Source organism: Streptomyces hilarionis (genome assembly GCF_024539675.1).
Taxonomy (GTDB): Bacteria; Actinomycetota; Actinomycetes; order Streptomycetales; family Streptomycetaceae; genus Streptomyces; species Streptomyces hilarionis.
This window is the reverse complement of the sequence record NZ_JAHHIT010000585.1, coordinates 1-327: the sequence shown is the minus strand read 5'-3', so window position 1 is coordinate 327 and position 327 is coordinate 1. Positions and strand designations below refer to the sequence as shown.

The 327-nt window shown below is 47.1% G+C and carries 1 protein-coding gene; it reads right to left on the bottom strand.

Translation table 11 applies throughout. The features are described from left to right. The coding region (locus tag KMS84_RS44275; RefSeq protein WP_256921498.1) for a hypothetical protein at positions 1–327 on the bottom strand (327 nt) is incomplete at both ends.

Genomic DNA, 327 nt, shown 5'->3' with positions numbered 1-327 from the left:
ATCTAAACTTTACGAACTGGGGATGAGCTTGCTGAAGGTAGTCTTTGACAAGCCCCGTGATGAACTGGTGGCCTTCATCAATCGTCATTGAAACCTGCGCGGGCTGTTGCATCATTTCTTGAAAGCCGTGCCTAGCATCGAAGCCGTTCAAGCTGAAATTGTTGGCTGAACAGGTGAATTTCTTCTCTTTTCGCTTGCTTCTAAAAGCCTTGAGACCCTTCCGTCTTTCCCATGTCTCAAGAGTGTCCAGTATCTTGTAGTAGGTGATCCAGCTGCTGTCTTGGTCGAGAAATTTTAGGAAGAGGTAGATATCCTCATGCTCAGCGG